General features: G+C 28.5%; 24 protein-coding genes, 1 riboswitch and 1 other annotated feature. Of the genes, 14 read left to right on the top strand and 10 right to left on the bottom strand.

Annotated elements, in window-relative coordinates; genetic code table 11:
- Positions 1-37 precede the first annotated feature (37 nt).
- Together OXH55_RS12375 and OXH55_RS12370 are read right to left on the bottom strand one after the other, a co-directional pair.
- Positions 38-781, bottom strand: coding sequence for a DUF1287 domain-containing protein (locus tag OXH55_RS12375; RefSeq protein ID WP_268050290.1), 744 nt, complete (start codon positions 779-781; stop codon positions 38-40).
- Between the two features lie 77 nt (positions 782-858).
- Positions 859-1,350 carry a L,D-transpeptidase family protein gene (locus OXH55_RS12370; RefSeq protein ID WP_268050289.1) on the bottom strand — a complete coding sequence of 164 codons (492 nt, stop codon included), beginning with the start codon at positions 1,348-1,350 and terminating at the stop codon, positions 859-861.
- 235 nt (positions 1,351-1,585) lie between these two features.
- On the opposite strand from OXH55_RS12370, the gene OXH55_RS12365 reads away from it, so the two are divergent.
- Genes OXH55_RS12365 through OXH55_RS12345 form a run of 5 tightly spaced genes read left to right on the top strand, consistent with a single transcriptional unit; the run spans position 1,586 to position 5,840 of the window.
- The gene (locus OXH55_RS12365; protein WP_268050288.1) at positions 1,586-2,125 is read left to right on the top strand and encodes a helix-turn-helix domain-containing protein; all 540 of its coding nucleotides are present in this window, start codon (positions 1,586-1,588) and stop codon (positions 2,123-2,125) included.
- A 26-nt stretch (positions 2,126-2,151) separates the two neighbouring features.
- A complete protein-coding gene (gene potA / locus OXH55_RS12360; protein ID WP_268050287.1) occupies positions 2,152-3,195 on the top strand; it encodes a spermidine/putrescine ABC transporter ATP-binding protein in 1,044 nt (347 codons plus the stop codon).
- Between the two features lie 2 nt (positions 3,196-3,197).
- Positions 3,198-4,016: an ABC transporter permease gene (locus OXH55_RS12355; protein ID WP_268050286.1), complete on the top strand. Its 819-nt coding sequence runs from the start codon at positions 3,198-3,200 to the stop codon at positions 4,014-4,016.
- On the top strand, positions 4,010-4,804 hold the full coding sequence (locus OXH55_RS12350; RefSeq protein ID WP_268050285.1) for an ABC transporter permease: 795 nt from the start codon (positions 4,010-4,012) through the stop codon (positions 4,802-4,804). Before OXH55_RS12355 ends, OXH55_RS12350 begins: the two co-directional genes overlap by 7 nt.
- Entirely contained in the window at positions 4,791-5,840 is a 1,050-nt protein-coding gene (locus OXH55_RS12345) for an ABC transporter substrate-binding protein (protein ID WP_268050284.1), read from the top strand. Before OXH55_RS12350 ends, OXH55_RS12345 begins: the two co-directional genes overlap by 14 nt.
- A 765-nt stretch (positions 5,841-6,605) precedes the next feature.
- On the opposite strand, the gene OXH55_RS12340 is transcribed toward OXH55_RS12345, so the two are convergent.
- From OXH55_RS12340 to OXH55_RS12330, 3 genes are all read right to left on the bottom strand, one after another.
- The gene (locus OXH55_RS12340) at positions 6,606-8,297 is read right to left on the bottom strand and encodes a phospho-sugar mutase (RefSeq protein ID WP_268050283.1); all 1,692 of its coding nucleotides are present in this window, start codon (positions 8,295-8,297) and stop codon (positions 6,606-6,608) included.
- A gap of 185 nt (positions 8,298-8,482) precedes the next feature.
- Complete coding sequence (locus OXH55_RS12335; RefSeq protein WP_268050282.1) at positions 8,483-8,755, bottom strand: late competence development ComFB family protein; 273 nt, start codon at positions 8,753-8,755, stop codon at positions 8,483-8,485.
- Positions 8,756-8,850: 95 nt separating this feature from the next.
- Positions 8,851-9,783, bottom strand: coding sequence for a dipeptidase (locus OXH55_RS12330; RefSeq protein WP_268050281.1), 933 nt, complete (start codon positions 9,781-9,783; stop codon positions 8,851-8,853).
- A 198-nt stretch (positions 9,784-9,981) separates the two neighbouring features.
- On the opposite strand from OXH55_RS12330, the gene kamA reads away from it, so the two are divergent.
- The 3 genes from kamA (at position 9,982) to asnS (ending at position 13,929) form a co-directional block, all read left to right on the top strand.
- A complete protein-coding gene (gene kamA, locus OXH55_RS12325; protein ID WP_268050280.1) occupies positions 9,982-11,289 on the top strand; it encodes a lysine 2,3-aminomutase in 1,308 nt (435 codons plus the stop codon).
- Positions 11,282-12,115 carry a putative beta-lysine N-acetyltransferase gene (ablB, locus tag OXH55_RS12320; protein ID WP_268050279.1) on the top strand — a complete coding sequence of 278 codons (834 nt, stop codon included), beginning with the start codon at positions 11,282-11,284 and terminating at the stop codon, positions 12,113-12,115. Before kamA ends, ablB begins: the two co-directional genes overlap by 8 nt.
- A 73-nt stretch (positions 12,116-12,188) precedes the next feature.
- Positions 12,189-12,442, top strand: a binding site (T-box leader).
- Between the two features lie 95 nt (positions 12,443-12,537).
- Entirely contained in the window at positions 12,538-13,929 is a 1,392-nt protein-coding gene (gene asnS, locus OXH55_RS12315) for an asparagine--tRNA ligase (protein WP_268050278.1), read from the top strand.
- A 44-nt stretch (positions 13,930-13,973) separates the two neighbouring features.
- On the opposite strand, the gene OXH55_RS12310 is transcribed toward asnS, so the two are convergent.
- Positions 13,974-14,606 (bottom strand): hypothetical protein, encoded by a 633-nt coding sequence (locus OXH55_RS12310; protein WP_268050277.1) that lies wholly within the window; start codon positions 14,604-14,606, stop codon positions 13,974-13,976.
- A 153-nt stretch (positions 14,607-14,759) separates the two neighbouring features.
- Positions 14,760-14,951 carry an H-type small acid-soluble spore protein gene (locus OXH55_RS12305; protein WP_268050276.1) on the bottom strand — a complete coding sequence of 64 codons (192 nt, stop codon included), beginning with the start codon at positions 14,949-14,951 and terminating at the stop codon, positions 14,760-14,762.
- A 181-nt stretch (positions 14,952-15,132) separates the two neighbouring features.
- Here OXH55_RS12305 and OXH55_RS12300 point away from each other — a divergent pair, with 181 nt between their 5' ends.
- Positions 15,133-16,281, top strand: a complete 1,149-nt coding sequence (locus OXH55_RS12300; protein WP_268050275.1) for an MFS transporter — start codon at positions 15,133-15,135, stop codon at positions 16,279-16,281.
- Between the two features lie 79 nt (positions 16,282-16,360).
- Positions 16,361-17,680: a sodium-dependent transporter gene (locus OXH55_RS12295; protein WP_268050274.1), complete on the top strand. Its 1,320-nt coding sequence runs from the start codon at positions 16,361-16,363 to the stop codon at positions 17,678-17,680.
- Positions 17,681-17,812: 132 nt separating this feature from the next.
- On the opposite strand, the gene OXH55_RS12290 is transcribed toward OXH55_RS12295, so the two are convergent.
- Positions 17,813-19,345, bottom strand: a complete 1,533-nt coding sequence (locus OXH55_RS12290) for an LCP family protein (protein ID WP_268050273.1) — start codon at positions 19,343-19,345, stop codon at positions 17,813-17,815.
- 302 nt (positions 19,346-19,647) lie between these two features.
- Between OXH55_RS12290 and OXH55_RS12285 the strand changes: the two genes are divergently transcribed.
- On the top strand, positions 19,648-19,788 hold the full coding sequence (locus OXH55_RS12285; protein ID WP_268050272.1) for a hypothetical protein: 141 nt from the start codon (positions 19,648-19,650) through the stop codon (positions 19,786-19,788).
- Positions 19,789-20,083: 295 nt separating this feature from the next.
- Here OXH55_RS12285 and OXH55_RS12280 read toward each other — a convergent pair whose 3' ends face one another.
- A complete protein-coding gene (locus tag OXH55_RS12280; protein WP_272509058.1) occupies positions 20,084-20,923 on the bottom strand; it encodes a methyl-accepting chemotaxis protein in 840 nt (279 codons plus the stop codon).
- 206 nt (positions 20,924-21,129) lie between these two features.
- Between OXH55_RS12280 and OXH55_RS12275 the strand changes: the two genes are divergently transcribed.
- From OXH55_RS12275 to metA, 3 genes are all read left to right on the top strand, one after another.
- The gene (locus OXH55_RS12275; protein WP_268050271.1) at positions 21,130-23,160 is read left to right on the top strand and encodes a GTP-binding protein; all 2,031 of its coding nucleotides are present in this window, start codon (positions 21,130-21,132) and stop codon (positions 23,158-23,160) included.
- A 71-nt stretch (positions 23,161-23,231) separates the two neighbouring features.
- Positions 23,232-23,333, top strand: a riboswitch (SAM riboswitch).
- Between the two features lie 71 nt (positions 23,334-23,404).
- A complete protein-coding gene (locus OXH55_RS12270; protein WP_268050270.1) occupies positions 23,405-24,685 on the top strand; it encodes an O-acetylhomoserine aminocarboxypropyltransferase/cysteine synthase family protein in 1,281 nt (426 codons plus the stop codon).
- Between the two features lie 21 nt (positions 24,686-24,706).
- Complete coding sequence (metA, locus tag OXH55_RS12265) at positions 24,707-25,624, top strand: homoserine O-acetyltransferase MetA (RefSeq protein WP_268050269.1); 918 nt, start codon at positions 24,707-24,709, stop codon at positions 25,622-25,624.
- A gap of 43 nt (positions 25,625-25,667) precedes the next feature.
- Here metA and OXH55_RS12260 read toward each other — a convergent pair whose 3' ends face one another.
- Positions 25,668-26,156 carry a DUF1648 domain-containing protein gene (locus OXH55_RS12260; protein WP_268050268.1) on the bottom strand — a complete coding sequence of 163 codons (489 nt, stop codon included), beginning with the start codon at positions 26,154-26,156 and terminating at the stop codon, positions 25,668-25,670.
- Between the last annotated feature and the right edge of the window lies 1 nt (position 26,157).

The following is a 26,157-nucleotide window of genomic DNA, read 5'->3' as shown; positions in this document are numbered from 1 at the left end:
CTGCAATGTAAAATGCAGCTTATTTTTTATGGCTAAATTATTCGAATCTAAAATGATATATAACCTTTGAATTTTTATACCAAGACATTAATGAATCTTCTTCTTCAGTATAAGGACCATCGTTGTGAATAATGTAAGGTATTCCATCTTCTCTTCGTATATCTGAAACAATGGCAATGTGATCTATAGGATCTTGAAATACAACTATATCTCCTCTTTGCCATTGCTTTAAATTTTCAATGTCATTAGGAACAATTTCATTGGTAAGGGTTTTGGCATATTTCTTAAAGAATGGTACAAGATTTTTTACTCTTCTAAAATCAATATTAGGGTCAGGGTTACCAGCAACTCTAGGATAACGAGAAGTATGAGCTTTTATGTCTTTATCAACCATATCTTTAAGATTATATCCTGCATTTTTAAAGGCTCTCCAAACTACATCCGTGCAGACACCTTCAGTTTCAGGTGGATATCCTCCTGAATAGTAGGCACTTTTATATATAGGCTTGTTAGCAGCATCTTTTCTAGCACCTTCTAATATATCATCTAAGTCATTAATTCCATCTCCATCTTTATCTTTATCAAATTTTATTTTAGGAATATCTAGATTACAAGTTACTTTAGGAGAATTTGTGTCATAAGTAATATCTGATGTGGCAGCTTTTTCATTTATATTGCTTTTAGATTGAGTATCTTTTATACTGCTATTTTTACAGCCAGTAACTAAAATAGATGTTGTCATAATAAAACAGAGTATTAATGTATATAATTTTTTTCTCATTTGTTCTAATCTCCTTTATTTTTATATTTATATTATAAGTATTTTAAAAACTAAAATGGTAAAAAGAATGTTACATTTTAATAAATAAGTATTGGAGTACCTAGCGGTACAGTTCTGTAAAGCTCTCCTGCATCTTTAGAATACATTCTAATACAGCCGTTACTAACAGCTTTTCCTATAGACCAAGGTTTATTGGTTCCATGGATTCCGTAGGTTCCGAAGGGGACACTGAGTTGCAAAAAATAACCACCAAATTGATTTCCCCACAAGTCTTTTTTTATGATATTCCAGAGACCTTTAGGTGTTGGAGTAGAAGGTTTACCTACAGCTACTGGATACTGTTTTTGTACTTTGCCATTCTTCAAAAGTTTTAAGATTCTTCTACTGGTGATTATTTCAATAGAATAGGGGTTACTACTAGTTTCATTTTCAGGAATAATAAGCATTTGTCCAACAAAAATATAATTCGGATTAACAATATCGTTGACCATTATAATTTTATCTACTGGAATATTGAACTGTTTAGCTATTTTAATTAAATTATCTCCAGGTCGAACATAATATATCATATTATCACTTCCTTCAATAGATATTTTATTCTATTCAATAGAAAAGGTTATTTCCTATATGTGTTTATGCAACCTATTTATTGGTTTTTTTAAGGTTTTTTAATTTATTTTTTATCAAAAAAATTTTTCCAAGAATTATTGATTTTTAAATATCATATTAGTATAATAAGTGAGGAAAAGTTTAGTAATGATAAACTTGAAGTTTAGTAAATAGTTAAACAAGAGAGGGGAAGTTATGAATATTGGCGAAAAAATTAAGAGGTTGAGAGTAGAAAAAGGATTAACACAGATGGAATTAGCCAGCAGATGTGAATTATCTAAAGGCTTTATATCACAAGTAGAGAGAGATCTTACATCCCCTTCTATAGCTACTTTAGTAGATTTGTTAGAGTGTCTTGGTACAAATCTTAAAGATTTTTTTAATGATACAGAAGAAGAAAAAATAGTTTTCTCAAAGGAAGAAATGTTTTCAACAGAAGATGAAGAACTTAAATATAAACTTGAGTGGGTAGTACCAAATGCTCAAAAGAATATGATGGAACCTATAGTATTAACTTTAGAACCTGCAGGAAGATATAAGGAAGATGAACCACATGAAGGTGAAGAGTTTGGGTTTGTTTTAGCAGGAAGCATATATATAGTACTGGGTAAAAAAAGATATAAGGCAAAAAAAGGAGAAAGTTTCTATTATAAGGCAAGAGCTAATCATTATATCGAGAATGCAGGAAAAAGTGCTGCTAAAGTAATATGGGTAAGTACGCCACCGTATTTTTAAAATATTGTTTTGTGAGGTGAAGGCAAATGGAAGAATATATTATTAATTTAAAAAATATACGTAAAGAATATGATGGGGTAAGTGTTCTAAAAAATATTAATCTTTCTATAAGAAAAAATGAATTTTTAACTCTACTAGGACCTAGTGGGTGTGGAAAAACTACTACTTTAAGAATTTTAGGGGGTTTTGAAGAACCTACTAAAGGTGATGTTATATTCGAGAACGAAGTTATTAATGAGATTCCAGCATACAAAAGACAAATAAATACTGTTTTTCAGAAGTATGCCTTATTTCCTCATATGAATATATTTGAGAATATAGCTTTTGGATTAAAAATAAAAAAAATTCCAAAGGATAAAATAAAAACAAGAGTTGAAAGAATGTTAAAACTAGTTGAGTTAGAGGGATATGAGAATAGAACCATTGATTCATTAAGCGGAGGTCAGCAGCAGAGAATAGCCATAGCTAGAGCACTTGTAAATGAACCTAAAGTTTTATTATTAGATGAACCGTTAGGAGCCTTAGACCTAAAGCTAAGAAAAGAAATGCAAATAGAATTAAAGAGAATGCAGCAAAAACTTGGAATTACATTTATATATGTTACTCATGATCAGGAGGAAGCATTAACAATGTCAGATACAATAGTGGTTATGGATAAAGGTAAAATACAGCAGATGGGAACGCCACAAGATATATATAATGAACCTAAAAATGCTTTTGTAGCTAAATTTATAGGAGAGAGTAATATAGTTGATGGTGTAATGAAAGCGGATTTTGTTGTAGAGTTCTCAGGGAGAGAATTTAAATGTGTAGATGAAGGATTTCAAAAAAATGAGGAAATTGAGGTTGTTGTTAGACCAGAAGATATAAAAATTGTAAGTGAAGAAAGAGGAATGTTAAACGGGGTAGTAGAGTCTCAAATATTTAAGGGTGTTCATTACGAAATAACAGTAAGGGAAAATGATAGAATATGGATACTTCATAACACTTTAAGTGCTAAGGTTGGCAGTACAATAGGAATGGATATACATCCACAAGATATTCATATCATGAAAAAGGTGAGAAAATAATTATGAAAAAGTATTCAGCATATCCATATATAGTGTGGAGTATTATATTCATTATATTTCCTTTAATACTAGTTGTTGGTTTTAGTTTCACTAAATATGATGAAGGATTAATTTTTACTTTAGATAATTTTAAGAGACTTATGAACCCCATATATGTTAAAGTGTTTGTGCGTTCCATAAACCTTGCTTTAATTTCAACGTTGGTTTGTTTGATTATGGGATATCCAATGGCTATGATTCTAGCTAGCACAGAAATTAAGAAGAGGAATATTATGGTATTGTTATTTATTATACCTATGTGGATGAATTTTTTACTTAGAACTTATGCATGGATGTCTATATTAGGAAGAAATGGTTTTATAAATACAGCTTTGAGAACATTGGGATTTCCAACTGTAAATTTATTATATAATGATGGGGCTGTTATTTTAGGAATGGTTTATAATTTCTTACCATTTATGGTGCTCCCTATTTATACAGTATTAAGCAAAATGGATAAAAGTCTTATTGAAGCAGCAGGAGACTTGGGTGCTAATAGAGTTACTACCTTCAGAAAAATCATATTACCTTTAAGTATGCCTGGAGTTATGTCTGGAATAACAATGGTTTTTATGCCTGCTGTAAGTACATTTGTTATATCAAGACTTTTAGGTGGTGGACAATATATGCTTATAGGAAATTTAGTAGAACAGCAATTTACTGTTGTTAATGATTGGCATTTTGGTTCTGCTGTGTCCATATTGATGATGATTTTAATACTGATTTTTATGGCTATAATGTCAAGATATGATAAAGAAGAAAGTGGTGGTCATTTATGGTAGGAGAAAAGTCACTTAAAAGAATATATACCTTTCTAATATACATGTTTTTATATGCACCTATTATAGTCTTAATTATATTTTCATTTAATAATTCAAAATCAAGATCTGAATGGGATGGATTTACTTTAAAATGGTATGCGGATTTATTCAAAGATAAGCAAATACTTACAGCATTATATTATACACTTGGTATAGCAGTATTATCTTCTATAATTGCTACTGCTATAGGAACTATATCTGCAATTGGCATTCATAAAATGAAAGGATTTAATAAAAAACTAATCTTAAACGTAAATTATTTACCTATATTAAATCCAGATATAGTTACAGGAGTCGCTTTAATGAGTTTATTTGTTTTTGTAAGTATGCCATTAGGTTTTACAACTATGTTACTTGCACATATCACTTTTAACATACCTTATGTTATTTTATCAGTTTTACCTAAATTGAGACAGATGCCTAAAAATATAACAGAAGCAGCGATGGACTTAGGGGCAACCCCAGGATATACCCTAAGAAAGGTTATTTTACCTATGATAAAACCTGGAATTATTTCAGGTTTGCTTATATCATTTACACTATCAATAGACGACTTTGTAATAAGTTTTTTCACAACAGGAACAGGAGTAAGCAATTTATCAATAACAATTTATTCTATGGCAAGAAGAGGAATAAATCCTAAGATTAATGCATTATCTACGTTAATGTTTGCTGTAGTATTGATTTTACTTATTATTATAAATATAAAAGATAAAAAGGAGCGTGGTATTAAAAATGAAACAATTTAAAAAATTATTATCACTAGTTATCACAGTAATAACACTAACTGCTTTAGTAGCTGGTTGTGGACAAAAGAAAGACACTAAAGTACTAAATGTTTATAACTGGGGAGACTACATGGATGAATCTGTGTTAAAAGATTTTGAAAAGGAATATGGAATTAAAGTTAACTACGAAGTTTATGATACAAATGAAAATATGTATACAAAAGTAAAAAATGGTGGATCAAATTATGATATTTGTATTCCTTCTGATTATATGATTACAAAAATGATAAACGAAGATATGCTTGAAAAAATAGATTTTAATAATATATCTAGTTACAAACAGATAGGTGATAAATTTAAAAATCTTGCTTTTGACCCTAAAAATGAATATTCAGTACCATATATGTGGGGAACATTTGGAATAATATATAATAGCAAAATGGTTAAAGAGCCTGTAGATAGCTGGAATATTCTATGGGATGAAAAATATAAAGGTGAAATTTTAATGTTTAATAGTTTAAGAGACACTATATCAATTTCATTAAAGCGTTTAGGATATTCTATGAATAGTACAAATCCAAATGAAATTGAAAAAGCTAAGCAGGAATTAGTAAAACAAAAACCACTTGTACGTGCTTATGTTGTTGATGAGGTTAAAGATATGATGGTTCAAGAAGAAGCAGCACTTGCAGTTGTATGGGCTGGCGATGCAATGACAATGATGAAAAGAAATCCTGACTTAAAATATGTAATTCCTAAAGAAGGAAGTAATATGTGGTTTGATAATATAGTAATACCAAAAGGAAGCAAACATAAAAAAGAGGCAGAGTTATTTATAGATTTCTTAACAAGAGCTGATATTGCAAAGAAAAATGCTGATTATATTGGATATTCAACACCAAATACAGAAACCTATAAAATGCTAGATGAAGATATTAAAAATAGTAAAACAGCGTATCCAGATGATGAAGCATTAAAGGAATGTGAAGTATTTATTAATTTAGGAAATAATATAAAACTTTACGATGATGCTTGGACAGAAATAAAGGCAAAATAATAAAGAAAAATAGATAAACTAGCTACCCATAAGTGGCTAGTTTGTTTATTTCATCGAATTAAAGTTATTTATGTATTCCATGGATTATAGTTATTATAAGGTTTTAGATTTAGAAAGCTCTAAAAATATAAAACTTAAAGAAAGATAAGAGATACACAAAAATAGATTTGCAGCGAATGTAATAAAAAAACTAGCAGAAATCAATGCAAAAATTAGAAGGGTATAAAAATATAAATTTACAGAAATTATCCCTGATTTTTTATAAAATAAAACAAAGTGAACACATAAAAAAATAAAAAAAATGTAAATGGGAATAATACAAGAAAGTATAAATAAAATGTTATTTATTATTGAATTTGTGTCTAAAGCAGATATATAAGTATTGAAAATACAAACTACACAGAGGAAAAAAATAGTTAAGTCAAGTAATGTATTTAGATGAGAAAATTTAGAAGAAAAATGAATCAGAAGTTTTAAATCTCTATAGATGAAGTAGATGCAAGGTAATGCAATAAAAATATTAATAAAAAACATATATTTTTCATTATGTGGGCCCACAGACTTTCCAAATAAAACCAAAACAAGAAAATTCAAAACTATAAAAAAAACAGAAATAATAAAGCTTTCTTGAAATTTTTGTTTTAAGTTTAAGTTTAACATTACATAAACCACCTCGATAATATTATATGGGGGGAAATAAAGTTTTATGTATTTTTGAGTAAAATAAACTCCGCACTTATAAGAAGTATGGAGTTTATTTATATGTTATTCTATAGAGTTTAGATTATTGATTACTATTTCTTCAATAACCTCTAGATTTTTATTAGATTCTTCTAAAGTATTACCTTTTGTATAGATATATACCTTTATTTTAGGCTCTGTACCAGAAGGACGAATTGCATACCAACTTCCATCTGCTAAATAGAATTTCAAGACATTTGAAGGTGAAATATCTTCATATCCTTTTAAGTAATCTATATATCTAGACATTTTTAGATTACCTATTTGTTTTGGAAAATCCTTTCTATAGGTTTCCATCATTCTATCTATTCTAGCTTTTCCTTCTACTCCTTCGAGTACAAGAGAAATCTGTTTTTCTTTGTAGTAGCCATGTTTTTCAAAAATTTCATTTAACACATCTAAAAGAGTTTTGCCTTTAGTTTTATAGTAAGCGGCGGCTTCACATAAAAGCATGGCAGAGCAAACAGCATCTTTATCTCTAACGAAAGTTCCTGCATTATAACCTATACTTTCTTCATATCCAAAAATAAATTTATATTCGCCTGTTTTTTCTAGTTCAACAGCTTTTCCATATATGTTTTTAAAACCAGTAAGAACTTCAAAAGTAGTAACTCCATATTCCTTTGCAATAGCTCTTCCAAGGTCACCAGTTACAAGAGATTTTATAATAGCAGCATTTTCAGGGAGAGTACCCATCTCATGCATACTTTCAACTATATATTTTATTAATATTGCTCCAGTTTGATTTCCGTTGAAAGGAACATATTGTCCACTAGAATTTCTAACTTCTATGGCTAATCTATCACAATCAGGATCTGTTGCAAGAAGAAGCTCTGCATTAACTTCTTTACCTAATCTTTCTGCATATTCAAAGGCTTTAGTGTTTTCAGGATTAGGATATTCAACAGTTGTAAAATTAGGGTCAGGATTTTCTTGCTCTGGTACAACAATTATATTTGAAAAACCTCTTTCACTAAGAACTCTTCTTACAGGAATATTTCCAGTTCCGTTAAGTGGAGAGTATACAACTTTTATGTTCTTGTCTATGTCATCTCTTATACTTAGGGTTTTAACTTTTTCTATGTATTCATAGTCCATATCTTTACCTAATATAACAAGAAGTCCTTTGTCAGAAGCTTCTTTTTCATCTATAGTTTTTACTTCTTTAAAGCTATTTATTGCATTTATTTTTTCAGTCATAGGATCTGCAATGCTTGATAGAACCTGAGCACCATCTTCCCAATAAACTTTATATCCATTATATTCTTTTGGATTATGACTAGCTGTAATTATAATTCCAGCAGCAGTTTCAAGGCTTCTAACTGTATAAGAAAGCTCTGGAGTTGGACGTAAATCTTCAAATAGGTAAGCTTTAATTCCATTACCTGCAAGAACAAGAGCAGCAGTTTTAGCAAATTCCTTTGAGTAATGTCTGCAGTCGTAGGCTATTGCAACACCTCTATTCATATATTCTTGACCTTTTTCAATTATAAAATCAGCAATACCTTGAGTAACTTTAGAAACATTATATACATTCATTCTGTTTGTTCCAGCTCCAAGTTTACCACGAAGACCAGCTGTACCAAATTCTAGATTTTTATAAAATCTATCTTCAATTTCTTTTTCATCATTTTCAATAGCTTTTAATTCTTTTCGTGTTTTTTCATCGAAGAATTCATTGTTTAACCATTCTTCGTATATTTTTTTGTAATCCATTTAACTTCACTCCTCTTTATAAGATTAAAATTTCCAATCACATTGAGTTTAATACTCTTTTAAAGTTAATGTTTAAACTACTTTTGAAACACATAATTACATTATAACAAGTGTTTTATAAAAATGTAAATAAATAGAAAACAAAAAACTCAAAAAAATAAAAAAAGCGGTAAATACAACCGCTATTATTCATGTTTAGGATTTTTACTAACTACTTCTATAGCCTTTGTAATGCTTTTAATTATATTAATAGTTTCTTGTTTGTTAATTTCATTTAATGCTCTAGTGTATATTTCACCTTGGTCAGTTACAATATATTTAGGGGTTATAGAATTTAGTGCATAAGCTTTAATATCTAATATACACTTTTCGCATTTACATATATCTTTATAATCTTTAAGGGTTTTAGGTAACAACTGATCTACCAATTCTTCAGAGTAATTTTTTAATTTATACATATTGTTCCTCCTGAAATTAATTTATATAACACAACTAAAGTTTTCTTTTAATTAAAATATTATTATAGTACTATATTTATTCTTAAAAATTATTATTAATCTATTTCTTTTAAAAATCTTAATGCATTTTTATAGAAGATTTTTTCAATTTCACTTTCAGAAAAATTATTCTTTTTAAGGGATGTGAACAATTTATCCATTTCACCAATATGCTCTATTTCAAGCTTGGAGTTTATCCCATCAAAGTCACTTCCCATAGATATCACATCTATGCCGCCTATATTTTTTATGTGTTTAATGTGTGTTATCATGTCATCTATTTTACTAAATTTATTTCCACCTAAAAATTGTCCGAAAAAGTTTAAGCCTATAAGGCCTCCTTTTTCCGAAAGTGATTTTATCATATCATCTGTTAAATTTCTTGGATTATTTGTTATAGCTCTAGCATTTGAATGAGATGCAACAAAAGGAGATTTAGAGTATTTTAAAACATCATAGAAACCTCCATCAGAAAGATGAGAAACATCAATTATCATTTTAAGTTTATTCATCTCTTGTATTGCTTCTATACCAAAGGGAGTAAGCCCTTTATTCATATCTTTTTTAATACAGTTTGGGTATCCTATTTCATTTGGAAAATTCCAAGTAAGAGTTAAAAGCTTAACACCTAGTCTATGGAAATTTCTAAGATTAGATATATTTCCTTTAAGAGCTGCGCCTTCTTCTATAGTTAGAAATGCAGAAATTTTATTTTGAGCCTTGTTTTTGATAAGTTCATCATAATTTCTTGCTAAAGCTATATAATCTTTATTTTTTTCTAGCTCTATATAAAATCTATCTAACATTTTTAAGGTATATTCAAGAGGGTTTTTTACTTTATTTAGTTCTATAAAAAGTGCGAAAAATTGCGCTATGGAATTTCCACTTTTTAATTTATTTATGTCTACACTATAGTTATTTTGAAAAAGCTCACTATTATCCTTGTATATTTTAGAAATTGTATCGCAATGAAAATCAATTAAGTCCATAAAAACCTCCTATAATATTATTTTTATGTTAAGTATTTTTGTATTACATATAACTATTATAACTAATTAATATAGCTGGTAGTAATAAAATCTCCAAATATAATGAGAAAATACATAAATTTTACAAGAAACAATTCGTGTAGTATAATTAAGTTGTTTGTAAAAAAAATACAGAAGACTTGTAGAGAGGAGAATAATATGTCTGAAGAAAATCAAAAACAAAATCTTAATAAAATCAATTGGGAGGATAAATATTCTAGTTGGAAAGATTGGAAATGGCAAATAAAGCATACTATAAAAGACATAGAAACTTTTGAAAAATTATTAGGCATTAAAATGAATAATAGAGAAAAGAAAGAGATTGAGATGACTATACAAAAATTTCCTATGGCTATAACTCCATACTACTTATCTTTAATAGATATCAATGATTATAAAAATGATCCTATTTTTAAACAAGCATTTCCTAATCCAAAAGAATTGGTGATAAATAAGTATGATATGACGGACCCTTTAGCTGAAGATAAAGATAGTCCTGTAGAAGGTATTACTCATCGTTATCCTGATAGAGTTTTATTTCATGTAAGTAATATATGTTCTATGTATTGTAGACATTGTACTAGAAAAAGAAAAGTAGGGGATAAGGATCATATCCCTAATAAGGAAACTATAGAAAAGGGACTTGAATATATTAGAAATACTCCCCAGGTAAGAGATGTACTGTTATCAGGAGGAGACCCATTCTTGTTATCTGATGAATATTTAGATTGGATTTTAACAGAGATTAGTAAAATACCACATATTGAAGTAATAAGGATAGGTACAAGAGTCCCTGTAGTACTACCTTATAGAATTACAGATGAATTAGTTAATATTTTAAAGAAGCATCATCCATTATGGATAAATACACATTTCAATCATTCAAGAGAAATTACTGAATCATCAAGAGAAGCGTTAAGAAAATTAGCTAATGCAGGAATACCTCTTGGCAACCAATCCGTATTGTTATCAGGAATTAATGATTGTCCTTATATAATGAAAAAATTGGTTCAAAAATTAGTGCAAAATAGGGTAAGACCATATTATATTTATCAGTGTGACATGTCAGAAGGATTATCACATTTTAGAACATCAGTAGGAAAAGGGATTGAAATTATGGAATCTCTTAGGGGACATACAAGTGGATTTGCAATTCCAACTTTTGTTGTTGATGCACCAGGAGGAGGAGGGAAAATTCCTGTTATGCCAAATTATTTAGTATCTTGGTCTAACAATAAGATTATTTTAAGAAACTATGAAGGAGTTATAACTACGTATAAAGAACCTGATAATTATAAAGCTAATTTATGTAATTTAGATTGTGAGCATTGCAATTTAACCTTAAATTTGGATGAAGCTGAAGAAATAAAAGCTATAGGTATTGAAAAACTACTTTCAGATTATGATAAAGCTATTTCATTTACTCCAAATAATAATGAACGAATGGAGAGAAGAAATAATGAATAATGTAATAACAAAAATAGGTAAGTCAATAATTCAGCATGATAAAGAAAATAATAGAATATATTTAATGAAAATGCATGAAGATGATATTTGTTATATTACCAATGCTTTAGAAGATTTAGCAAGAGAAAAAAAATATACTAAAGTAATTGCAAAAGTGCCTTTTAATATAAAATCAATTTTTGTAGAAAAAGGTTATTCTATAGAGGCTGTAATTCCTAAATTTTATAAAGGAAAAGAAGCTGGAACTTTTATAGCAAAATACTTTTCTAAAGATAGACGAGAAAAAAAAGATAAAGAAATTATTGAGTGTGTCTTAAATAAAGCTATTGAAAAAAGTAATGAAAAAAATGAGTATATTTTATCAGAAGAATTTAATTATAGAAAAGCTCATAAAAAGGATGCAGAAGCAATTGCAAAATTTTATGAAAATATTTTTGAAACATATCCTTTCCCAGTATATAATTATAAATATATTGAGGAAACTATTAAAGATAATATCGTATATTTCACTATTTGGAAAGATGACAAACTTGTAGCTGTATCTTCTTCAGAAATGGATGAAGAAAAACTTAATGTTGAAATGACAGATTTTGGTGTACTTCCCCAATATAGAGGAAAAGGGTTTGCAGTTTATTTGTTAGAAAAAATGGAAGAAGAGATGAAAAGTAGAGGAATTAAAATGGCATATAGTATAGCTAGAGCTGTATCATTTGGAATGAATGTTACATTTTCTAAAAAAGAATACACTTTTGCAGGAACATTAGTTAATAATACCAATATTTCAGGTGGAATAGAGAGTATGAATGTATGGTATAAAGAAATATAATTGTTGTGCAATTTTATTCTTTATTGACATATATTTTGTTTAATATTATAATCATAATAAATTATGTATAATTTTAAAGATAGTGAAGAGGAGAGTAAATGTAGAGTTGGATTTATAGCGAGCTAACGATGGTGAAAGGTTAGTATGAAGCCTATATTGAAGAACACCTCGGAATTTCTAATCGAAATCAAAATTATTTGAGAGTAGGCTTAGACGGAACCAGACCGTTAAGAACTGGAGAGTATTGTTTTATAGTACTTTTAAGAGTGGTCATATTAAATATGACAAATTGGGTGGTACCACGAATATACAACCTTCGTCCTAATGTTTTAGGATTGAAGGTTTTTTTATTTATATTTTTGAACAAAATAATTAAAAAACTTTGTATTATGTTTACATTAGAAAAATAGGAGGGCAAGGTTATGGAAAATACATTAATTAGACAACTTTTCAGAGAAACTGATAAGTTTGCTTCAAAAGACGTTAAAATTTCAGGGTGGATTAGAACTTTAAGAGCTTCAAATAAATTTGGATTTGTAGAAGTTAATGATGGTAGTTTCTTTAAAAATATTCAAGTTGTATTTGATGCTAGTTTAGATAATTTTAAGGAAATATCTAAATTCGCTATTAGTTCTAGTATAAGTGTAGAAGGTGAATTGGTTTTAACTGAAGGTGGAAAACAACCTTTTGAAATTCACGCTAAAAAAGTTGTATTAGAAGGTAAATCAGATGCAGATTATCCACTACAAAAGAAAAGACATACTTTTGAATATTTAAGAGAAATAGCTCACTTAAGACCTAGAAGCAATGCTTTTTCAGCAGTATTTAGAGTGCGTTCTATAGCGGCATATGCTGTACATAAATTCTTCCAAGATCAGAATTTCGTTTATGCACACACTCCAATAATTACTGGAAGTGATGCTGAAGGTGCAGGAGAAATGTTCAGAGTAACTACTCTCGATATGAAGGATGTTCCAAGAAATGAAGAAGGAAATATAGATACAAAAAAAGATTTCTTTGGAAAAGAAACAAATCTTACAGTAAGTGGTCAATTAGAAGGTGAAATATTTGCTCTTGCATTTAGAAATATTTATACTTTTGGACCAACTTTCAGAGCTGAAAATTCAAATACAGCAAGACACGCAGCTGAGTTTTGGATGATAGAACCTGAACTTGCTTTTGCTGAATTAAATGATTACCTAGATAATGCAGAAGCTATGGTTAGATATGTAATTAAATATGTAATGGAACATGCTCCAGAAGAAATGGAATTCTTCAATAAATTTATTGATAAAGGTTTATTTGATAGATTAAATAATGTTGTTAATTCTGAATTTGGAAGAGTAACATATACAGAAGCTGTAGAAATTCTTCAAAAATCTGGACATAAATTTGATTATCCAGTAGAGTGGGGAATAGATCTTCAAACTGAACATGAAAGATACTTAACTGAAAAAATATTTGGAAAACCTGTATTTGTAACAGATTATCCAAAAGATATTAAAGCCTTCTACATGAGAGCAAACGAAGATGGAAAAACTGTTGCAGCAGCAGACTTACTTGTTCCAGGAGTTGGAGAACTTATTGGAGGAAGCCAAAGAGAAGAAAGATTAGATGTTCTTGAAAAGAGAATAGAAGAATTAGGACTTGAAAAAGAAGATTACTGGTGGTACTTAGAACTTAGAAAATATGGAGAAACTAAGCACTCAGGATATGGTCTTGGATTTGAAAGATTAATTATGTACTTAACAGGAATGGGCAATATTAGAGACGTAATACCATTCCCAAGAACTCCAGGAACTGCAGAATTTTAGAAAAGAACTAAATCGCTATTTTTTAGCGGTTTAGTTCTTTCATTTTAGTTTAATGCCTCAAAAAATTTATCTTTATCTATTCCCTCAAAATTAACTGGTAAGATAGAATTATTAGACATAGTTATAAATAGAGTACCTTCCATAAATTCTAAATTTTTCACTTCATTTTTTCTTATGAATATAGTATTTTCTTTTAAATTTAAAAGAAATTTCATTTGCGTTGGAGTTCTATCTTCTTCATCAAGAAGTAATCCAGACATATATATATAATTATTTCCTACAAATAATTTCTTAGGATTTATTTCAAGAGTTATTAAGAATACAAATATAGAAAAAGGAATTATATGAGTTCTAGCCATTCCTTTTAGCAGTAAATACATCACCATAAAATATGAAACTATGGATACAATTAATTTTATATTAGAAAATATATTTTTAGATATTCCTATATTTTTAGCATTATCTAAATGTATTATAGATATTTCATATAATTTATGTTTAAGTTTACTAAAAACAATTAAAGTAAAAAATCCTTGTAAAATAAAATAGAAAAATTTGTAAAACAAACTAGTACCTAGATTTATAGAAGTATAGATTAAAAAAGGTGAAATTATTAAAAATATAATAATAAATATTATATTTGGCAGTAATTTAGGGTCAGTTTTTAGAGTATTCATTTATAGATTCTCCTTTGTTATATAATTCAGTGTATATTTTATCATATATGAATACAAAATATAATAATTTCTGGCTTTAGATAGAGTTTGTATTTTAGTTATTATGTAAAAAAGACTGCAAATCAGTTAATTATTAGCAGCCTTTTTTATAATTTATGATTCTAAACCATAGTTTTCATTTAGAGTTTTAGCATGAACTACAAAATCTTTATCATTATTTAAATTTTTTACTGTAACCTTATGAGTGGTATGATTTACTGCTTTGAGGTAAACAGGCGTATTTTTATAGTAAACAGTTATATTCTCTTTAGAATTTATTATTTGTTCAGCTCTTCCAGAATTCATAAAATCTCCCCTTATATATAAATTTGATAAATGTAACTTTCGATATTACATTAATTATTTTTCCACGTAAAAATAAAAGTATGTTATGTAATTAATATTGAATAAGTGGTAATAAAGTATGGAATACTTAATAAAAACACATGAAGAGTTTTCATGCATAAATTGTATAGGAGCAAAGAGTATGAAAAAATTACTTAAGATAACAGTATTATCAATTTCATTTTTGATAATTATGGGAGGTTCTGGAGTATCACCTGCATTAGGAAATATAAGTGAAGCTTTTCCTACTACTAGACCTACTTTAATAAAAATGATATTAACATTACCAGCTATAATTTTAATTCCTTTTAGTGTATTAGCTGGAAAACTAACTTCTGTAATGAAAAAACGTAAAATTTTAATTATTGGACTTGTCACTTATATTATAGGTGGATTAGGTGGAGGAGTGGCTAACAGCATATATATACTTTTATTTTTTAGAGGGATTTTAGGAATAGGACTTGGATTAATAATGCCTTTTTCTACGTCATTAATAGCAGATTTTTTCGTAGGAGAAGAAAGAACTAAAATGATGGGTTTATCTGGTGCTGTAGCAAATTTAGGTGCAATGTTATCAAATCTTGCGGCTGGATGGCTTGCAACGATAAATTGGCGATATTCTTTTAGTATATACTTTATAGCTATAGTTGTACTTATTTTAATAATTACAGCTTTACCGGAGCCGCATCATATAGCGGGAGAAGACAAAGGAAAGCAAAAACATGTGATTACAACTGAAGTATATATAATAGCTTTTTTTGGCTTTCTTTTAAATATAGCTTTTTATGCAGTAACTACTAATATATCTATATTTATAAGGGATGAGAATATAGGAGATTCAGCTTCAGCTGGGTTTGTTATGTCTTTTTTAACTTTGGCAGGATTTATAGGTGGAATATTTCTTTTAAGGGTATTTAAGTTTTTAAAAAATTTCAAAGTTCCAGTAGGAATAGCACTTATGAGTATGGGATTTTGGGGGTTAAAAAACTCATATAATCTTGTACAAGTAATAGCTTCAGTATTTTTAATAGGATTTGGTTTTGGTGTTTTAAAACCATTGATGCTTTTGAAGGTTACTAAGATTATTCCGCGAAAAGTAAATGCTTTTGCTATATCCATAGTAAGTAGTTCTTTCTTTTTAGGAAAATTTATGTCTCCTATTTTTCTTAGTATAATTGGAAGAACTTTTGGAAATACAGCAATAAGATTTAGATTTTACTTTTTAGCTATATGTCTTATAATTTCGAGTATTGTATCTTTGATTTTTAAGAGTATAAACAAAGTTATTTAATTTATGTAAAATACATTGACATAATTGAAGATTTTGTATTATCTTATCTATATGTATATATATTAGGAGGATGGTTAGTATGGTAGAAAGAAAAAGAGAGACTTTTTCAGGAAAATTAGGTTTTATTTTATCTTGTTTAGGTTCAGCAATAGGTTTGGGGAATATTTGGATGTTTCCTTGGAGGCTTGGTAAATATGGTGGTGCTGCATTTCTTATACCTTATTTTATCTGTGTGTTTACTTTAGGAGTAACAGGATTAATAGGAGAATTTGCATTTGGTAGATCAAGACAAGGGGGTTCTTTAAAGGGAATCAAAGAAGTATTTAAAGAAAAAAATTTGCGTTTTGGAAAATTTTTTGCTGTGATGCCTACACTTGCAGTTTCAGGTATTCTTATATTTTATACAATAGTTGTAGGATGGGTTTTGAGATATTTTTGTGCATCGCTAAAGGGAAATTTAAATTCTGTAGATATTCCTAAATATTTTAATAATTTTGCAGGGACATCACAGAGTATTGGATGGCATTTTTTAGCTATGGTAATTGGGGTAGTTATTGTAATCTTAGGAGTAGCTAAAGGAATTGAAAGAATAAATAAAATTATTATGCCGTCACTTTTTATTATATTTGTTATTCTAATGATAAGATCGCTTACACTTTCAGGAGCTATGGAGGGAGTAAAATATTTATTAGTGCCTGATTGGTCATATTTGTTTAAACCTATGACGTGGATTATGGCTTTAGGACAAGCTTTTTTCACAGTATCTCTTAATGGAGCTGGAATGGTTGTATATGGAAGCTATTTAAAGAAGGATGTGGATATAATATCTTCATCAATAAATGTTGCTATTTTTGATACAATATCCGCTTTACTTGCAAGTTTAATTATTATACCAGCGGCTTTTGCTTTTGGATTAGATCCAGCGGCAGGACCTTCATTGTTATTTATTACTATGCCGTTTATTTTTAAATCTATGCCTTTAGGATATATCTTCAGTATATTATTTTTTATAAGTATTGTATTTGCAGCAATTTCTTCAGCTATTAATATGTTAGAAGCTTCTTCAGAAGCATTTATAAGTCAATTTAAAATGCGAAGAGTTAAAAGTGTTGTAATTATAGGGGTAATAGCTTTTATAATAGGAATACCATTAGATGTAGATATGGCTAAGTTTGGAGCGTGGGCTGATTTTATTACTATATATCTTGCACCAATAGGAGCAATTATTGCATCTATAGCTTTCTTCTGGATTTATGGAGCAGATAGAGCATTAAAGGATATAAATGAAGGGTCAAAAAAACCGTTAGGAAAATGGTTTAAACCTGTAGCTAAGTATTTATATACTTTTAGTATTGTTATAGTTTTGATACTTGGAATAATTTATAACGGAATAGGATAAAAATACAAAAAGGCTAGGCTGCTTATTATATGAGAAGCCTAGTCTTTTATATAAAGTGGTTATTACCGAAGAGTATTAATAAACTAACAACAATATAATTTATACATTTTAAGTATATAAAATTAACTGATTTTAGTCAGTATTAGTATCTTCAGTATTAGAGGGATCAGATGTCATGGATGAATTTTCATCTTCAGACAAATCATTAATGTCTGAGGCGTTTTTAGTATTTTCTGATTTTTCAGGAATATCTTCAGTTACTTTTTTATTAGAGGTATTTTCATTTCCATTAGTAATATCTTCTTCATTAGTAGGTTCAGTTTCAGAATTATTGTTGTTAGAATCATCAACAACAACATCATCATTATCATCAATATCAGTAGTAGTATCATCATCAGTATTAGTTGTATCTGAATCATTAGTATCATTGTTATCAGAATTGTTATCAGAATTATTATCAATATTATTATCAATATTATTGTGGATAGTGTTATCCGTATTATCTTCTTGATTAGATTCATTAGTAGATGGCGGATTAATTATATCATTGTTGGTATCATTGTAGTTATTGTTTGAATTGTTTGGAGCTTCTGATTCATTTTCTATTTTAGGTGGTACTGTTTTTTTATCGTGATTTTGTTTCTTGATTTTTGCTAAGTAGGTATTTATAGTTCGTTTATAAGAAGCATAATCTAAATCAGATTTAGTATATGTCTTATCATCAAATATGAAATCATTTAATATTTTAGCATTTTGTGGTTTGTCCATGAGCAAAATCCAGCCTTTGTCTCCATAAATTTGTCCATAGCTTAATTCTGTCAAAGGCATTTGAAGCTGTTCTAAATTAAAATTATTAATTTCATAAATAGTGTAAGCATAATTCATTATTTCAGTAATATCCATGTTTGTTTTTATATAAGGTATTAAATTCGAAGTTACAACTGGATATTTTATCATAGGTGTATCTTTTAATTTATCTACAATTAGTGAAATGACATGTCTTTGTCTTTCGGTTCTTTCATAGGAACCATTTCCTACATGCCTTATTCTAGAGTAAGAAAGAGCTTGTTGACCATCTAAGTGCTGCAAACCAGGTCCTTTAAGAAGATGAGAATTATTACCATTCACTTCTTGGATATATTTATTTATTTCAGCTACTTCTTTAGGTTTTACATTAATATCTAAACCACCAATGGAGTCAATTAAATCTTGAAATCCAGAGAAATTGATAATTGCGTATTTATCTAACTTTATACTAAAATTACTTTCTATGGTTTTCACCAATAAATCAGGTCCACCATATACAAAAGCATGATTTATTTTTTGTTCACCGTGACCAGGAATTTTTACATAACTATCTCTTAATATTGATGTTAATTTAAGCTTTTTATGAATATCATCTATAGTTAGTATCATTATTGCATCAGATCTTGATTTTTCGTCTAATGTTCTTGCGTCGCTTCCTAGTAAAAGAATATTTGTTATCCCGTCAACTTCTTTTAATTCTGGCATATCTTCTTCTAGTTCAGATTCTAAAATGGTAGAATTTTCAGTTGTTATGTGACTGTTTTTTTCAAAAGAATATATGAAATATGAGATTACAGATATAATGGAAATCAAAATTAATATAATAGTAATTTTGATTGGCTTCTTATATTTGGCCATAAAATAAACACCACCAGTCTCAAGTTTATATTTTAATTATATTATTAATTTTTATAAAAGGGGTTTCAAAAATATTACGAAGAAAGATGTTACAAAATAATTATATTAAAATAATATAAGTTTATTTATAAAAGGAAAAAATTATACCTTTTTTAAAAAAGAGAAATTTTATTGCATAAATAAGTATATGGCGTATTTAAATTAATTTGATAATAAAAAATATTTTTACAAATATAAAAATTAAGGTGAAACACAAAAAATAGTGTATAATACGTACTACTATAAAGAAAGAGGAGATAATTATGGAGAATAGTATATTTTTAATTAGTATATTTCTATTTGCGGTTTATAATGTACGATTATACAAAGTTAGTAAAGGAAAAAAAGTAATATATCCTATAGATATAGTAGAAGTTATAGAGGCAGCTAGTTTTAAGAACTAATGCCTTTATTTTAATAATTATATCCAATGTTATACAATATAAACAATAAATACAAAATACGATTATGGAAAAAATAGAGCATTTTATAATAATTTTATATTTAAAAATAGTATTTTAACAATAATATATTAGTGGAAATAATCTAAAATAAAGGTGTGAATTCCATATGTTACAATTGAAGGAAGAGAAGAGTATTATATGGGGAATGTTGTTATGAATATAGAAGAATTAAAGTATATAAAAAGGTGTTTACACAATACCCAAGAAATTAGTAGTTCGTGTAAACACCTTTGTTTTATAATTTTTCAGCCATAGTTTCTAATTTTTTTGCACTTTTCTTTAAGTTATGTAGTGAATCAACAATTTTTACAATTGAATTAGACTGTTCATTGGAAGCCTTTTCGGATTGAATTATTTTTTCATTAATATACTTAACAGATTCTTGTATTGAATTAATAACTTCATTTATTTCTTTTATAGATTCAGCACTAGAATTAGATAACTTTTTTATTTCAGATGCTACAACTCCAAAGCCTTTTCCAGCGTCTCCAAGCCTTGCAGCTTCGATAGAGGCATTCAAACCTAATAGTCTTGTTTGAGAAGCAATTTTATTAATAAAATTTACAATGTCGTCAGTTTTATTTACATGTGATGATGTGTTTCCTAGTTCTGATACTATATTAGTTTGTGATTGTGATATTTGTTCAATATTTTCAGTTATAACATTGGATTCAGTAGATAACTCATTAATTGTGCTAACTAATAATTTGGATAAATCTAAAATATCATTGCTGTTTTTTAAGCTTCTACCGTAAGATACCGCTCCCACTATTTTGTTATTATTATCAGTTATAGGAACTGCTACAACTCTTATGCAGAAACCAAAATTACATCTATCTGTAGTTATTGATTGAATTTTACCTGATTTTATAGTTAGAGCTAATACATCATTTTCAGGAATAGAGTCACCTTCCTTAAAAAGTGGAGGCATATGTTCACTTGGAACATTTTTTATAATTTTTGTTGTATCTGAAAGAGTGAAGGAAATTTCATCTTCAAATAATTTTGGAAGTTGAGAAATTATATTGTAAAAACATTCTAAAGCATCTATATTTTTTTTATTATAGTAATTCATAATAACAATCTCCTTTCCAGAGTTATTCTTAATTTCAAATATTTTCTAATTGAATTATACTACGTATTTTAAAATATTTATATAGATAAAATAATACATTTAAATTAATAGAATTTAAAGGGAGAATTGTTATTTACAAATAATTACTTAAAAAGGTTATAATATGAATTTAAATTAAAATGTTATAATAAAGATGGGGGTGACATATGAAAAACATAAGAAATATAGGTTTAGTGGCTCATGTAGATGCAGGGAAAACTACAACTACGGAGCAAATGATGTACTTGTCAGGAAATATAAGAGAACTTGGAAGTGTGGATAAAGGGTCTTCCAAGATGGATTATAATAATATAGAAAAACAGAGAGGAATTACTGTTTTTGCAGATCAAGCTACTTTAAATTGGAAGAATACAATAATAAATATAATTGATACTCCTGGACATGTGGATTTTTCAGCAGAATTAGAAAGAGCATTAAAGGCATTAGATGGAGCAATATTAATAATTTCTGCTGTGGAAGGAGTTCAATCTCATACAGAAACTATTTGGCAGCTTTTAAGAAAGTATAACATTCCAACTTTATTATTCATAAATAAGTTAGATAGAGTTGGTGCTGATTTAAATAGAGTTTATAAAGAAATACAAGAAAACTTAACAGGAGATTTTTTACCTATACATAAAGTGTATAAGATTGAAAAAGATTTTGATGGATTTGTAGATTTAATAAATGATAAGGAATATAGTTGGAATTCACATAGTGATTTTGATATAGAAGACAAAATGGAAACTGAGGGTAAGATAAAGCTAATTGAAAAATTAGCAGATAAAGATGACTTTATATTAGAAAAATACTTAGAAGGAGAGGCAATTGAAAAACAACAGCTAGTTGACAGTATTAAGATTAATATAGAGGAATGCAGATTATATCCTGTCCTTGTAGGATCTTCTATGAATGGAATAGGTATAAGTAATTTATTAGATGCAGTAGTAGATATTCTTCCAGATAATAAAGGAAATGATGACAAGGATTTTTCAGCTGTAATCTATAAAGTTAAATTTGATGATAGTATAGGAAAACTTTCCTATGTTAGAGTATTAGATGGAACTATAAAGGTTAGAGATACTATTTTTAATGAATTTGGTGAAGAGGAAAAGATTACACAAATAAGAAAGTATAATGGAGAAAAATATATTTCTATTGAAAAATTAATATCTGGAGAAATAGGGGTACTTTGTGGAATCAAGAATGGAAAGATAGGCGATTATTTAGGTGTAAAAAAAGGCGGAGAGGAAAAAGAAAAATTCATCACATCTATACTAATTTCAAGAGTTGTTCCTAAAAATGAAGAGGATTTGTCAAATTTGTTAAAAGCAGTGGAAATTTTAAATGAAGAAGACCCATCACTACAAATGCAGTGGGATTCAGATAAAAAACAGTTAAGTATAAATATTATGGGCTTTGTACAGATGGAAGTATTGAAGCAGTTAATAAAAGATAGATTCAATATTGAGGTAGAGCTTGAAAAACCAAAAGTAAATTATGTGGAAACTATAATAGAAAAAAGTACAGGCTTTTGTCATTTTGAACCTAAAAAGCATTATGCTGAGGTAGAAGTAGAAATTGAACCTAATGAAAGAGGAAAGGGAGCAGAATTTATTTCAGAATTAAGTGTAGATATATTACCGCTTCAATACCAGCATACTATTGAAAAAGCTGTATATGAAGGGGTTAAACATGGAAAGTTAGTTGGAAGTAATGTTACAGATATAAAAATAAAACTTATAGCTGGCAAGCACCATCTTGAGCATACTCATGGGGGAGATTTTAGAATTGCAGCTATAAGAGCTGTACAACAAGCTTTATCCAAGAACAAAAGCATTTTATTAGAGCCTTTATACAGATATAAAATTACTGTGGATAAGGAATTAGCGGGAAAAGTAATGTCAGATATTTTAAGGATGAGTGGAAATTTTGAAGAACCTCTTATCTTAGGAGATAAAATTTGCATAAGTGGGGAAGTACCTATTTCTACAGCTATGTATTATCAGACAGAACTTGCTTCAGCTACATCAGGAAAGGCAGTAGTAAGCATGCAGTTTTCTAGATATGACACATGTCATAATGAAGAAGAGGTTTTAGCTAATTCAGAAAATATAGTAGATAAGGATGATTCTTTGTATAATGGAGTTTCTTTATTTAGGGAAAAAAAGAAGATGAAAAAGGTTGTTGAGGATTAAGACAAAATAACTTGACTTTTAAAATAAATAGGTGTAATATTAATAAAAATAAAATTAAATAAAACGATACAATCTTATCAAGAGAGGCGGAGGGACTGGCCCTACGAAGCCCGGCAACCGGTACGTATGTACAAAGGTGCTAATTCCAGCAGAATTTTTCTGAGAGATAAGAAGAAGCTAGTATATTAAACACTTCTTATCGAAGTGTTTTTTTATTTTATAAAAGATTAAGGGGGCAATTTAAATGACAAACAAATGGGGCAAAGGAACAATATGTGTTCAAGGAGGTTATAAACCAAATCCAGGAGAACCTAGGGTACTACCTATAGTTCAAAGTACAACTTATAAGTATGAAGATCCGGACCACGTAGCAAGATTATTTGATTTGAAAGAAGAAGGTCATATGTATTCAAGAATAAGTAATCCAACAGTAGCTGCTTATGAAGAAAAAGTTAATAGCTTAGAAGGTGGAGTAGGGGCACTAGCTGTATCATCAGGACAATCAGCTACTACTTTAGCTTTATTAAATATATGCAAAAATGGAGAACACATAGTAGCAGCTTCTACTATATATGGAGGAACTTTTACATTACTATCTTCAACCTTTAAGAAGTTTGGAATAGAGGTAAGCTTTGTAGATCCTAATGCTAGTGAAGAAGAGATAGTAAAAGAATTTAAAGGTAATACAAAAGTAATTTTTGCAGAAACTATAGGAAATCCAGGATTAAATATTTTAGATTTTGATAAATTTTCACGTATTGCAAAGAAAAGAGGAGTACCTTTTATTGTGGATAATACATTAGCTAGTCCTTGTCTTTGTAGACCATTAGAGTTGGGAGCTAATATAGTTATTCATTCTTCAACAAAATATATTGATGGTCATGCTACAAGTGTAGGAGGAATTATTGTAGATGGAGGTAACGTTGAGTGGACTAATGGAAAATTCCCAGAATTAGTAGAAGAAGATCCAACTTATCATGGAGTTAAGTATGTTGAAACATTTGGAAAAGCAGCATATATAGTAAAAGCGAGAGTACAGCTTCTAAGAGATATGGGTACTTGCTTAAGTCCATTTAATGGATTTTTAAATCACTTAGGACTAGAAACACTTCATTTAAGAATGGAAAGACACTGCAGCAATACCTTAGCTTTAGCTAAATTCTTAGAAAAGCATGAAAAGGTTAGTTGGGTTAATTATCCGGGACTTGAGAGTCACTCAAGTTACGAATTAGCTGATAAATTTTTACCAGAAGGAGCAGGGGCTATATTAACCTTTGGAGTAAAAGGTGGAGCAGAAGCTGGAACTGAATTTATAAGAAATCTTAAATTAGCAGCATTAGTTGTTCATTTAGGAGATGCTAGAACATCTGTGCTTCAACCAGCCACTACAACACATAGACAATTAAGTGAAGAAGAACAAATAGCTTCAGGGGTTTATCCAGATTTGATAAGAGTATCGGTAGGAATAGAAGATCCACAAGATATAATTAATGACTTTGAGCAAGCTTTTTCAAAGCTTAAATAATTTACAGAGAGGAAGTTTATTATGCCTATAGTAATACCAAAAGATCTTCCAGCTGCAGAAATTCTTGAAAATGAAAATATTTTTGTGATGAATGAGCAAAGAGCTCTTCATCAAGATATAAGACCTCTTAAGATAGCTATTGTAAATTTAATGCCTAGAAAAATAGAAACAGAAACTCAACTTTTAAGATTACTTGGTAACATACCAATACAAGTAGAAGTGGAGCTTATTAATACCAAAACTCATGATTCTAAAAATATTTCACAAGAACATCTACTTAGTTTTTATAAAAATATAGATGATATAAAGAATGAAAAGTTTGATGGAATGATAATAACGGGAGCTCCAGTTGAAAAGATTGAATATGAAGATGTTGATTATTGGGAAGAGTTAAAAGAAATAATGAACTTTTCAACTACAAATGTATACTCAACCCTTCACATTTGTTGGGGAGCTCAGGCAGGACTTTATCATCATTATAATATACCTAAGTATCCTCTTTGTGAGAAAGTTTTTGGAGTCTTTTCTCATAATGTGAGTAAGGAAAAAGTTAAGCTTCTAAGAGGTTTTGATGATGAATTTTATGTTCCTCACTCTAGACATACGGAGGTTAGAAAAGAGGATATAGAAAAGGTTACAAATCTTGATATATTAGCAGAGTCTGAGGAAGCAGGAGTATACATTGCAGCTTCAAAAGATGGAAAACAGATTTTTGTAATGGGACATTCAGAGTATGAGGAAAATACTTTAAAGTGGGAGTATGATAGAGATACAGCTTTAGGAGAAGATATTAAGCTGCCTAAAAATTATTTCAAAGATGATAATCCAGAGAAGGAACCTATTGTTAAGTGGAGAAGTCATGCTAATTTATTATTTTATAATTGGCTAAATTATTATGTATATCAAGAAACACCATATTCTTATGTAAATAAAAAATAGAATAAAATATTATAATGTTGTAAAAAGCCAACATGACTAAATATTACTTAGGCAGTGTTGGCTTTGCTGTATTGGTCATTTTGATTACAAATACAGCTATCACAATAAAGGTAATTATTAACATAATAATTATAGGTTGTAAGGCTGATTTATTTTCTAAAGCATTATTTATAATACTCAATATTGAAAAAGTAAAAATCCATACTATATTTAATTTAAGTAAACTAACAAACCAAAGATCAATTGTATATAACTCTTTTTTATTTTTCTCTGTTACTTCTACAGGAGAATTACACCAGTTAGGATGCTTTTTTAGTAAAGTAAGTAATAAATACATTCCAATATTTAAACAAGTCATTATAATTATTATATTTTTAGACATATAATCTTCTATCAATCCTGATGAAGTATAATGATTAGGTATTTTAGAGGGAAGAGCAGGATAATATTTTATTGCATAGACTAAGCTTAAAGTTAGACCTAAAAAAGCTAGAGTTTCAATTATAATATTTTTTAAAGTTGTATTTTCCATA

This window comes from Clostridium ganghwense (assembly GCF_026735165.1).
GTDB classification, from domain to species: Bacteria; Bacillota; Clostridia; order Clostridiales; family Clostridiaceae; genus Clostridium_H; species Clostridium_H ganghwense.
Note: the sequence above shows the minus strand (reverse complement) of the source record. Positions and strands in the feature narration are given on the sequence as shown.

Excerpts from the sequence above, each read along its gene's own strand:
- OXH55_RS12375 (WP_268050290.1), bottom strand. The coding sequence starts at position 781 with ATGAGAAAAAAATTATATACATTAATACTCTGTTTTATTATGACAACA.
- OXH55_RS12370 (WP_268050289.1), bottom strand. The coding sequence starts at position 1,350 with ATGATATATTATGTTCGACCTGGAGATAATTTAATTAAAATAGCTAAA.
- OXH55_RS12365 (WP_268050288.1), top strand. The coding sequence starts at position 1,586 with ATGAATATTGGCGAAAAAATTAAGAGGTTGAGAGTAGAAAAAGGATTA.
- potA (WP_268050287.1), top strand. The coding sequence starts at position 2,152 with ATGGAAGAATATATTATTAATTTAAAAAATATACGTAAAGAATATGAT.
- OXH55_RS12355 (WP_268050286.1), top strand. The coding sequence starts at position 3,198 with ATGAAAAAGTATTCAGCATATCCATATATAGTGTGGAGTATTATATTC.
- OXH55_RS12350 (WP_268050285.1), top strand. The coding sequence starts at position 4,010 with ATGGTAGGAGAAAAGTCACTTAAAAGAATATATACCTTTCTAATATAC.
- OXH55_RS12345 (WP_268050284.1), top strand. The coding sequence starts at position 4,791 with ATGAAACAATTTAAAAAATTATTATCACTAGTTATCACAGTAATAACA.
- OXH55_RS12340 (WP_268050283.1), bottom strand. The coding sequence starts at position 8,297 with ATGGATTACAAAAAAATATACGAAGAATGGTTAAACAATGAATTCTTC.
- OXH55_RS12335 (WP_268050282.1), bottom strand. The coding sequence starts at position 8,755 with ATGTATAAATTAAAAAATTACTCTGAAGAATTGGTAGATCAGTTGTTA.
- OXH55_RS12330 (WP_268050281.1), bottom strand. The coding sequence starts at position 9,783 with ATGGACTTAATTGATTTTCATTGCGATACAATTTCTAAAATATACAAG.
- kamA (WP_268050280.1), top strand. The coding sequence starts at position 9,982 with ATGTCTGAAGAAAATCAAAAACAAAATCTTAATAAAATCAATTGGGAG.
- ablB (WP_268050279.1), top strand. The coding sequence starts at position 11,282 with ATGAATAATGTAATAACAAAAATAGGTAAGTCAATAATTCAGCATGAT.
- asnS (WP_268050278.1), top strand. The coding sequence starts at position 12,538 with ATGGAAAATACATTAATTAGACAACTTTTCAGAGAAACTGATAAGTTT.
- OXH55_RS12310 (WP_268050277.1), bottom strand. The coding sequence starts at position 14,606 with ATGAATACTCTAAAAACTGACCCTAAATTACTGCCAAATATAATATTT.
- OXH55_RS12305 (WP_268050276.1), bottom strand. The coding sequence starts at position 14,951 with ATGAATTCTGGAAGAGCTGAACAAATAATAAATTCTAAAGAGAATATA.
- OXH55_RS12300 (WP_268050275.1), top strand. The coding sequence starts at position 15,133 with ATGAAAAAATTACTTAAGATAACAGTATTATCAATTTCATTTTTGATA.
- OXH55_RS12295 (WP_268050274.1), top strand. The coding sequence starts at position 16,361 with ATGGTAGAAAGAAAAAGAGAGACTTTTTCAGGAAAATTAGGTTTTATT.
- OXH55_RS12290 (WP_268050273.1), bottom strand. The coding sequence starts at position 19,345 with ATGGCCAAATATAAGAAGCCAATCAAAATTACTATTATATTAATTTTG.
- OXH55_RS12285 (WP_268050272.1), top strand. The coding sequence starts at position 19,648 with ATGGAGAATAGTATATTTTTAATTAGTATATTTCTATTTGCGGTTTAT.
- OXH55_RS12280 (WP_272509058.1), bottom strand. The coding sequence starts at position 20,923 with ATGAATTACTATAATAAAAAAAATATAGATGCTTTAGAATGTTTTTAC.
- OXH55_RS12275 (WP_268050271.1), top strand. The coding sequence starts at position 21,130 with ATGAAAAACATAAGAAATATAGGTTTAGTGGCTCATGTAGATGCAGGG.
- OXH55_RS12270 (WP_268050270.1), top strand. The coding sequence starts at position 23,405 with ATGACAAACAAATGGGGCAAAGGAACAATATGTGTTCAAGGAGGTTAT.
- metA (WP_268050269.1), top strand. The coding sequence starts at position 24,707 with ATGCCTATAGTAATACCAAAAGATCTTCCAGCTGCAGAAATTCTTGAA.
- OXH55_RS12260 (WP_268050268.1), bottom strand. The coding sequence starts at position 26,156 with ATGGAAAATACAACTTTAAAAAATATTATAATTGAAACTCTAGCTTTT.